The sequence below is a fragment of the Ramlibacter sp. genome (assembly GCF_013697775.1).
GTDB lineage: Bacteria > Pseudomonadota > Gammaproteobacteria > Burkholderiales > Burkholderiaceae_C > Ramlibacter.
In genome coordinates this window covers 1-8,114 of sequence record NZ_JACCWG010000197.1, presented here as the reverse complement: position 1 = coordinate 8,114, position 8,114 = coordinate 1, and the positions used below count along the sequence as shown (strand labels likewise).

The 8,114-nt window shown below is 66.8% G+C and carries 9 protein-coding genes and 3 tRNA genes; 11 read left to right on the top strand and 1 reads right to left on the bottom strand.

Annotation, left to right across the window (positions count from 1 at the left end):
* Positions 1 to 120: 120 nt before the first annotated feature.
* The gene (locus tag H0U68_RS09710) at positions 121 to 717 is read right to left on the bottom strand and encodes a chalcone isomerase family protein (protein WP_296355018.1); all 597 of its coding nucleotides are present in this window, start codon (positions 715 to 717) and stop codon (positions 121 to 123) included.
* Between the two features lie 312 nt (positions 718 to 1,029).
* On the opposite strand from H0U68_RS09710, the gene trpE reads away from it, so the two are divergent.
* The 11 genes from trpE to H0U68_RS09655 form a co-directional block, all read left to right on the top strand.
* The gene (gene trpE / locus H0U68_RS09705; protein ID WP_296355016.1) at positions 1,030 to 2,550 is read left to right on the top strand and encodes an anthranilate synthase component I; all 1,521 of its coding nucleotides are present in this window, start codon (positions 1,030 to 1,032) and stop codon (positions 2,548 to 2,550) included.
* Between the two features lie 3 nt (positions 2,551 to 2,553).
* Positions 2,554 to 3,126 (top strand): aminodeoxychorismate/anthranilate synthase component II, encoded by a 573-nt coding sequence (locus H0U68_RS09700; RefSeq protein WP_296355014.1) that lies wholly within the window; start codon positions 2,554 to 2,556, stop codon positions 3,124 to 3,126.
* The gene (locus H0U68_RS09695; protein ID WP_296355012.1) at positions 3,123 to 4,265 is read left to right on the top strand and encodes a GntG family PLP-dependent aldolase; all 1,143 of its coding nucleotides are present in this window, start codon (positions 3,123 to 3,125) and stop codon (positions 4,263 to 4,265) included. Before H0U68_RS09700 ends, H0U68_RS09695 begins: the two co-directional genes overlap by 4 nt.
* A 15-nt stretch (positions 4,266 to 4,280) precedes the next feature.
* Positions 4,281 to 4,931 (top strand): LysE family translocator, encoded by a 651-nt coding sequence (locus H0U68_RS09690; protein WP_296355011.1) that lies wholly within the window; start codon positions 4,281 to 4,283, stop codon positions 4,929 to 4,931.
* Between the two features lie 8 nt (positions 4,932 to 4,939).
* Positions 4,940 to 5,971: an anthranilate phosphoribosyltransferase gene (gene trpD, locus H0U68_RS09685; protein WP_296355009.1), complete on the top strand. Its 1,032-nt coding sequence runs from the start codon at positions 4,940 to 4,942 to the stop codon at positions 5,969 to 5,971.
* 7 nt (positions 5,972 to 5,978) lie between these two features.
* Positions 5,979 to 6,770 (top strand): indole-3-glycerol phosphate synthase TrpC, encoded by a 792-nt coding sequence (gene trpC, locus H0U68_RS09680; protein ID WP_296355007.1) that lies wholly within the window; start codon positions 5,979 to 5,981, stop codon positions 6,768 to 6,770.
* Positions 6,770 to 7,471 carry a uracil-DNA glycosylase gene (locus tag H0U68_RS09675; protein ID WP_296355005.1) on the top strand — a complete coding sequence of 234 codons (702 nt, stop codon included), beginning with the start codon at positions 6,770 to 6,772 and terminating at the stop codon, positions 7,469 to 7,471. Before trpC ends, H0U68_RS09675 begins: the two co-directional genes overlap by 1 nt.
* Before the next feature lie 51 nt (positions 7,472 to 7,522).
* Positions 7,523 to 7,608, top strand: a tRNA-Tyr gene (locus tag H0U68_RS09670).
* Positions 7,609 to 7,720: 112 nt separating this feature from the next.
* Positions 7,721 to 7,794: transfer RNA gene (locus H0U68_RS09665), tRNA-Gly, on the top strand.
* A 33-nt stretch (positions 7,795 to 7,827) separates the two neighbouring features.
* Positions 7,828 to 7,902: transfer RNA gene (locus tag H0U68_RS09660), tRNA-Thr, on the top strand.
* Positions 7,903 to 7,978: 76 nt separating this feature from the next.
* A partial coding sequence (locus H0U68_RS09655) for a GTP-binding protein (protein ID WP_296354998.1) occupies positions 7,979 to 8,114 on the top strand: 136 nt, incomplete at its 3' end.

Here is an 8,114-nt window from a genome sequence, read left to right as displayed (position 1 = left end):
CGCTCCTCGTCCGACAAGATCAAATCCGCCTTTGGCCTGCCCGTTCTCATTGCGTATCTCCGCTCGAAAGATACCGCAAGAGCAAGCACGATTAATGCCTGTTATTTACGGGACAGGACACTAGTTGCTATTGGCTGTGGTCTGCGCGCCGAGCAGGGCGCCTTGCAGCGGACCATCGGGCGGCTTGGGGCCGAACCAGATCTTGAACATCATGCTGCTGAACTGCGGGCTCTTGAAGACATCGCCCTGCTGCCGGCCGCGAAAGCCGATGGACAGTCCGGTGCCGGGCACGTAGTCGACGGTGATCACCTCGCCTTTTCGCAGCGCGTGCGCGTCGGCGAAGATCTGGCCCATGCGCACCACGTCGGCAATCGACTTGGCGAATTCCTCGCGCGAGGCGTTGTCCTCGATCGCGCGGGCGAACAGCTTGCCCAGTTCGTCGCCGCCCGTATCGCGCAGCGCGACCAGTTGCACGCGCTTGGGCATGTCGGGCTGCAGCACGTCTTCGGTGCGCAGCGCCTTGCGCGAGGTGTACAGCGCCGCGGCGTAGACCTTGATGAACAGCTTGAAGCGCACGCCCGCGCCATTGAGCTGCAGCCGCTGGCCGCCGACGGTGGCCTCGGGTTCGAAGCGCACACCCGCCACCGTGGTCTGCGCCCCTGCTTGAAATTGCGCCAGCGCCAGTGCGGCAGCCAGCAAGCCATGTCGTATCGACATCGTTCCCCTCCCTGAAAAGCCCGTTTGTTTTTCACATTCTCCAAGGCAGATAAGCTCATCAGCAACAGGGTTTGCCAGGAGGACCGGCGGGCACCGGGGAAGGGCATCGGCTTTGCTACACTGGCCGCGTATGTTCATCCACCGCACCGTCATTACAGGTCGCAGCGACCGGGGAGCCTGGCCCTGGCGCAAGCCTGACGTGCGCAACTGAGACTGCACGGGGCACCGCCCGTGCCCCGCGCCCCGTGCTATTCGGGGCATCGCTGGTTTCCTGGCGGCACCGTCGCCGCCGAGCTTGTGGAGGCTCACCCTTTGATCACTGAACTCGAATTCAAAAGCCTTGCGTTGCAGGGCTACAACCGCATTCCCCTCATTGCCGAGGCGTTTGCCGACCTCGAAACCCCGCTGTCGCTGTACCTCAAGCTGGCCCATGCCAAGGGCGGCGGACGGCTCAGCTTTTTGCTCGAATCCGTGGTGGGCGGCGAGCGCTTCGGCCGCTACAGCTTCATCGGCCTGCCGGCCAACACCTTGCTGCGTGCCAGCGGCTTTGGCGCCGACGCGCTGACCGAAGTGGTCACCGGCGGCGAAGTGGTCGAGTCGGCGCGCGGCAATCCGCTGGACTTCATCGCCGACTACCAGAAGCGCTTCAAGGTGGCGCTGCGCCCGGGCCTGCCGCGCTTTTGCGGCGGGCTGGCCGGCTACTTCGGCTACGACACGGTGCGCTACATCGAAAAGAAGCTGGAACACAGCTGCCCGCCCGACACGCTGCACTGCCCCGACATCCTGCTGCTGCAATGCGAGGAGCTGGCCGTCATCGACAACCTGTCGGGCAAGCTGTACCTCATCGTGTATGCAGACCCATCGAAGCCCGAGGCCCATGCCAACGGCAAGAAGCGGTTGCGCGAGCTCAAGGAGTTGCTGAAGTATTCAGTGAGCGCACCGGTGGTGCGGCAGACGCAGGGCTTTCCGGCCGAGCGCGAATTCGCCAAGGCCGATTACATCGCCGCGGTGGAGCGCGCCAAGGACTTGATCGCCGCAGGCGACTTCATGCAGGTGCAGGTGGGCCAGCGCATCAAGAAGCGCTATACGGAGTCGCCGCTGTCGCTGTACCGCGCGCTGCGTTCGCTCAATCCCAGCCCGTACATGTATTACTACAACCTGAGCGGTGCCGACGGCAAGGGCAGCGATTTCCACGTGGTGGGCGCCTCGCCGGAAATCCTGGTGCGCCAGGAGCACACGGCCGAAGGGCAGAAGATCACCATCCGCCCGCTGGCCGGCACGCGCCCGCGCGGCGCCACGCCCGCGCTGGACAAGGCCACCGAGGACGAGCTGATCAACGACCCCAAGGAGCGCGCCGAGCACGTGATGCTGATCGACTTGGCGCGCAACGACATCGGCCGCATTGCCAAGACCGGTTCGGTGAAAGTGACCGAAGCCTTCGTGGTCGAGCGCTACAGCCACGTGATGCACATCGTGAGCAACGTCGAAGGCGTGCTGAAGGACGGCATGACGGCGATGGACGTGCTCAAAGCCACCTTCCCGGCTGGCACGCTGACCGGCGCGCCCAAGGTGCACGCGATGGAAATGATCGACCAGTTGGAGCCGAACAAGCGCGGCCTGTACGGCGGCGCCTGCGGCTACCTCAGCTATGCCGGCGACATGGACGTGGCCATCGCCATCCGCACCGGCATCGTCAAGGACCAGATGCTGTATGTGCAGGCGGCGGCCGGCGTGGTGGCCGACTCTGTTCCTGAGTTGGAGTGGAAGGAGACGGAGGCAAAGGCGCGGGCGCTGTTGCGGGCGTCGGAGCTGGTCGAGGAAGGCCTGGAGTAAGCCATGAAACTCCTCATGATCGACAACTACGACAGCTTCACCTACAACCTGGTGCAGTACTTCGGCGAACTGGGCGCGGAGGTGGAGGTGTTCCGCAACGACGAGATCACCGTGCAAGGCGTCGCCGAACGCCGGCCCGACTGTTTGGTGGTGTCGCCCGGTCCGTGCTCGCCCGTCGAGGCCGGCATCTCGGTCGAAGCCATCCGCCATTTCGCCGGCAAGCTGCCGATCCTGGGCGTTTGCCTGGGCCACCAGGCCATCGGCGCCGCGCTGGGCGGCAAGGTGGTGCGGGCGCAGCAGCTGATGCACGGCAAGACCAGCGTGATTGCCACCACGCGCCAAGGTGTGTTCGCCGGCCTTCCCGAGCGGTTCACGGTGAACCGCTACCACTCGCTGTCCATCGCGCGCGAACATTGCCCGCCCGAGCTCAAAATCACGGCTTGGACCGACGACGGCGAGATCATGGGCGTGCGGCATGAAACGCTGCCGCTGCAGGGCGTGCAGTTCCACCCGGAATCCATCCTCACCGAACACGGGCATGCAATGCTGAAGAACTTTTTGGAGCAGACCGAATGACAGCAGTGGATTTGCGCAGCGACACCGTGACCCAGCCCACGCCGGGCATGCGCGAGGCCATGGCCGTCGCGCCCCTGGGCGACGACGTGTTCGGCGACGACCCCAGCGTGAACGCGCTGCAGGAAAAAATCGCCGGCATGCTGGGCTTCGAGGCGGCGCTGTTCGTGCCCACCGGCACCCAGAGCAACCTGTGCGGCGTGCTGGCGCATTGCCAGCGCGGCGACGAGTACATCGTCGGCCAGCAGCAGCACTGCTACCGCTGGGAGGGCGGTGGCGTGGCGGTGTTCGGCAGCGTCCAGCCGCAGCCGCTGGACCACCAGCCGGACGGCACGCTCGACCTGGACGCGATCGCCGACGCCATCAAGCCCGACGATCCGCATTTCGCGCGCACGCGCCTGCTGTCGCTGGAGAACACGCTGGGCGGCAAGGTGATCCCGATGGACTACATTGCCAAGGCGACGGAGCTGGCGCGCGCCAAGGGGCTGGCGCGGCATCTGGACGGCGCGCGGCTGTTCAATGCGGCGGTGGCCTCCGTCCGATCCGTTGGATCTGTTGGCTCCGTTCACCCTGAGCTTGTCGAAGGGAGGGCTTCGACAAGCTCAGCCCGAACGGCTGTGGGAGTGGCTCGAACGGAAGCGGGAGCGGTCCGATCGGCGGTGGAGGCTGCCCGGCAGATCGCCCAGCATTTCGATTCCGTCTCCGTGTGCTTCAGCAAGGGCCTCGGCGCACCGGTCGGCTCGGCCTTGTGCGGCTCGCGCGAGCTGATCGGCCGTGCGCGGCGCATCCGCAAGATGGCCGGCGGCGCGATGCGCCAGGCCGGCGTGCTGGCGGCGGCGGCGTCGTTTGCGCTGGACCACCAGGTCGCGCGCCTGGCCGACGACCACGCGCTGGCACGGCGCCTGGCCGAAGGGCTGGCCGGCATTGACGGGCTGAAGGTCGAACCGCCGCAGACCAACATCCTGTTCGTCGACCTGGTCGGCGCGGCGCGCGAACGCTCGCAGCAGCTGATCGACCATCTGAACACCGAAGGCGTGCTGGCCACCGGCCTGTACCGCCTGCGCTTCGTCACGCACCTGGGCGTGGACGCTGGCGGCATCGACCATGCGGCGAGTGCGATCCGCCGCTTCTTCAACGCCTGAACGGGAGCGCGCGCAATGCCCGACGCCCACCATCTGCTGCTGTTCGTCGCCGCCGGCTGGCTGCTCAACCTGACGCCCGGGCCGGACGTGCTCTACATCGTCACCAGCTCGCTGCGCGCCGGCGTGAAGGCCGGCATGGTCGCCGCGCTGGGCATCGTCACTGGCTGCTTCATCCACGTGTTCGCCGCCGCCCTGGGCGTGAGCGCGCTGATGGCGGCGTCGGCCACCGCGTTCTCGGTCCTCAAGTGGGCGGGCGCGGCCTACCTGCTGTGGGTGGGCGTCAAGCTGCTGACGGCGCGCGCGCCGCAGGGCGAGACCGACTGGAACGCGCTGGCACGCGACGGCTCGGCCCTGGGCCTGCGCGCCGTGTTCACAGGCGCGTTCTGGACCAACGTGTTGAACCCCAAGGTCGCGATCTTCTTCCTGGCCTTCGTGCCGCAGTTCATCGCGGCCGACACGCAGAACAAGGCGCTGGCCTTCATCCTGCTGGGCGTGCTGTTCAACGTCAGCTCGTTCCCGGTGAACTGCGGCTGGGCCTGGGCGGCCGCATGGATGGCCCGGCGCGGTGCGGTGCGGCGCGGCATGCACTGGCTGGACCGTGCCGCCGGCGCCATGTTCATCGGCTTCGGCCTGAAGCTCGCGTTCACCGACAACCCGTCGCGCTAAGGAAAGACATGCCCATCACCCCCCAGGAAGCCCTGCAGCGCACCATCGAGCACCGCGAGATCTTCCACGACGAGATGCTGAAGATCATGCGCATGATCATGAGCGGCGAGCTGTCGCCCGTGATGACCGCGGCCATCGTCACCGGCCTGCGCGTGAAGAAGGAAACCATCGGCGAGATCACGGCCGCGGCGCAGGTGATGCGCGAGTTCGCCACGCAGGTGCACGTGGCCGACAAGACCCACCTGGTGGACATCGTGGGCACCGGCGGCGACGGTTCGCACACCTTCAACATCTCCACCTGCTCCATGTTCGTGGCCGCGGCGGCGGGCGCCAAGGTCAGCAAGCATGGCGGGCGCGGCGTGTCCAGCAAGAGCGGCAGCGCCGACGTGCTGGAAGCCCTCGGCCTGAACATCAACCTGAAGCCCGAGGCGATCGCCCGGTGCATCGAGCAGGTCGGCATCGGCTTCATGTTCGCGCCCAACCACCACCCGGCCATGAAGAACGTGGCGCCGGTGCGCAAGGAGCTGGGCGTGCGCACCATCTTCAACATCCTGGGGCCGCTGACCAACCCGGCGAGCGCGCCCAACATCCTGATGGGCGTGTTCCACCCCGACCTGGTCGGCATCCAGATACGTGCGCTGCAGCGCCTGGGCGCCGAGCATGCGCTGGTGGTCTACGGCCGCGACGGCATGGACGAAGTGAGCCTGGGCGCCGCCACGCTGGTCGGCGAGTTGAAGAACGGCGAGATCCGCGAGTACGAGATCCACCCGGAAGACTTCGGCATGGCGATGGCCAGCAACCGCGCCTTCAAGGTCGAGACGCCCGAGCAGTCGCGCGACTTGATGCTGACCGTGCTGGGCAACCAGCAGGGCCCGGCCCGCGACATCGTGGTGCTCAACGCCGGCGCGGGGCTGTACGCGGCGAACGTGGCGCCGACCATGAAGGACGGCATCGCGATGGCGCGCGCCGCCATCGAGTCGGGCGCGGCCAAGGCCAAGCTCGAGCAACTCGTCTCCGTTTCGAAAACTCTGGCCGCCTGAGGACCTTGTGACCGATATCCTGACCCAGATCGTCGAAGCCAAGCGGCAAGAGATCGCCGCCGCCCGCAAGAAGCGCTCGCTGGAAGCAGTGCGCGCGGATGCCGAAAGCCGCGTGCTGACGCGCGACTTCGAAGGCGCGCTGCGCGCCAAGATCACAGCCGGCGGCGCGGCCGTCATCGCCGAGATCAAGAAGGCCAGCCCCAGCAAGGGCGTGCTGCGCGAGGACTTCATTCCGGCCGACATCGCGCAGAGCTATGCGGAGCATGGTGCTGCCTGCCTGTCGGTGCTGACCGACCGGCAGTTCTTCCAGGGCCAGACCGACTACCTGAAGCAGGCGCGCGCCTCGTGCGACCTGCCGGTGCTGCGCAAGGACTTCATGGTCGATGCGTACCAGGTCTACGAATCGCGCGCGATGGGCGCGGACTGCATCCTGCTGATCGCGGCCTGCCTGGACGACGCGCAGATGGCGCAGCTGGAAGCGATCGCGTGCAGCCTGGACATGGCCGTGCTGGTCGAGGTGCACGACCGCGCCGAGCTGGAACGCGCGCTGAAGCTGAAGACGCGGCTGGTCGGCATCAACAACCGCAACCTGCGCAGCTTCGAGGTGTCGCTGGACACCACGCTGGGCATGCTGGCCGACGTGCCGGCGGACCGCCTGGTGGTCACCGAGTCGGGCATCGCCTCGCACGACGATGTGAAGAAGATGCGCGACGGCGGCGTCAACGCGTTCCTGGTCGGCGAGGCCTTCATGCGCGCTGCCGACCCGGGCAAGGCGCTGGCCGAGCTGTTCGCAAACTGATGCCCGTGCAGAGCCTGCAGGCGTGGACGCCCGAGCGCTGGCCCGTGGGCGAGGGCTGGCAGGAGGTCGTCCACGATTTCCTGCACAGCCCCCAGGGGCGCGCGCTGGCGGAGTTCATGCGGCAGCGCCTGGCCGCCGGTGCAGTGATCTACCCGCCGACGCCTTTCCACGCGCTCGAGCTCACGCCGCTGGCCCAGGTGCACGCCGTGGTGCTGGGCCAGGACCCGTACCACGGGCCGGGGCAGGCGCACGGGCTGGCGTTCTCGGTGCAGCCGGGCGTGAAGATCCCGCCCTCGCTGCGCAACATCTTCAAGGAGCTGGGCGAGCGGCCGGACAACGGCTCGCTGGTGGACTGGGCACGCCGCGGCGTGCTGCTGCTCAACGCCAGCCTCACTGTCGAGGACGGCCAGGCCGGCAGCCACGCGCGCAAGGGCTGGGAAGCGCTGACCGATGCGCTGCTGGCCAAGGTGGCGGCCACCGCGTCGCCCTGTGTCTACCTGCTGTGGGGCGCGCATGCGCAGGCCAAGGCGGAACTGATTCGGGCCACGGCCCGCCAACACGGCCGCGAAGCGCTGATCCTGCAGGCCAACCATCCGTCGCCGCTGTCTGCCAGCCGGCCGCCGGTGCCGTTCCTGGGCTGCGGCCACTTCGAGCAAGCCCGGCAGTGGCTGAACGAACGGGGGGTGCAGGGCATCTTCTGACGCCGCGCCAGGATTGCGGCCGTCAAACCATGCTATATTTCGAGGTTCTCCGGAGGGGTGCCCGAGTGGCTAAAGGGGGCAGACTGTAAATCTGTTGGCTTACGCCTACGTTGGTTCGAATCCAACCTCCTCCACCAAGGCTTGTCTGCAGGCCCTGGTGACCCGGTGAAGAAGTTTGTTGATGGTCGAGTGCCGATAGGATCGTGGCGGCTTGAGGGCCTGCTGGGGAGCTGTTGAGCTGCTTCCGATGCGGGAGTAGTTCAATGGTAGAACCTTAGCCTTCCAAGCTAATGACGCGGGTTCGATTCCCGCTTCCCGCTCCACGAACCGTCCGGTGCGCGCGTCAAGAGAATTTCGCCCTTGTGGCTCAGTGGTAGAGCACTCCCTTGGTAAGGGAGAGGTCGCGGGTCCGATTCCCGCCAAGGGCACCAAGTTTTGCGGTGCGCGCTGCCAAGCGGCACCGAGCTTCGCGAGTCGTCTGATTTCTTTTTTTCGGAGTCGAAAAAAATGGCAAAGGGTAAGTTCGAGCGTACGAAGCCGCACGTGAACGTGGGCACGATCGGTCACGTGGACCACGGCAAGACGACGCTGACGGCGGCGATCACGACGGTGCTGTCGAGCAAGTTCGGCGGCGAAGCGAAGG

Excerpts from the sequence above, each read along its gene's own strand:
- H0U68_RS09710 (WP_296355018.1), bottom strand. The coding sequence starts at position 717 with ATGTCGATACGACATGGCTTGCTGGCTGCCGCACTGGCGCTGGCGCAA.
- H0U68_RS09700 (WP_296355014.1), top strand. The coding sequence starts at position 2,554 with ATGAAACTCCTCATGATCGACAACTACGACAGCTTCACCTACAACCTG.
- H0U68_RS09695 (WP_296355012.1), top strand. The coding sequence starts at position 3,123 with ATGACAGCAGTGGATTTGCGCAGCGACACCGTGACCCAGCCCACGCCG.
- H0U68_RS09690 (WP_296355011.1), top strand. The coding sequence starts at position 4,281 with ATGCCCGACGCCCACCATCTGCTGCTGTTCGTCGCCGCCGGCTGGCTG.
- trpD (WP_296355009.1), top strand. The coding sequence starts at position 4,940 with ATGCCCATCACCCCCCAGGAAGCCCTGCAGCGCACCATCGAGCACCGC.
- H0U68_RS09675 (WP_296355005.1), top strand. The coding sequence starts at position 6,770 with ATGCCCGTGCAGAGCCTGCAGGCGTGGACGCCCGAGCGCTGGCCCGTG.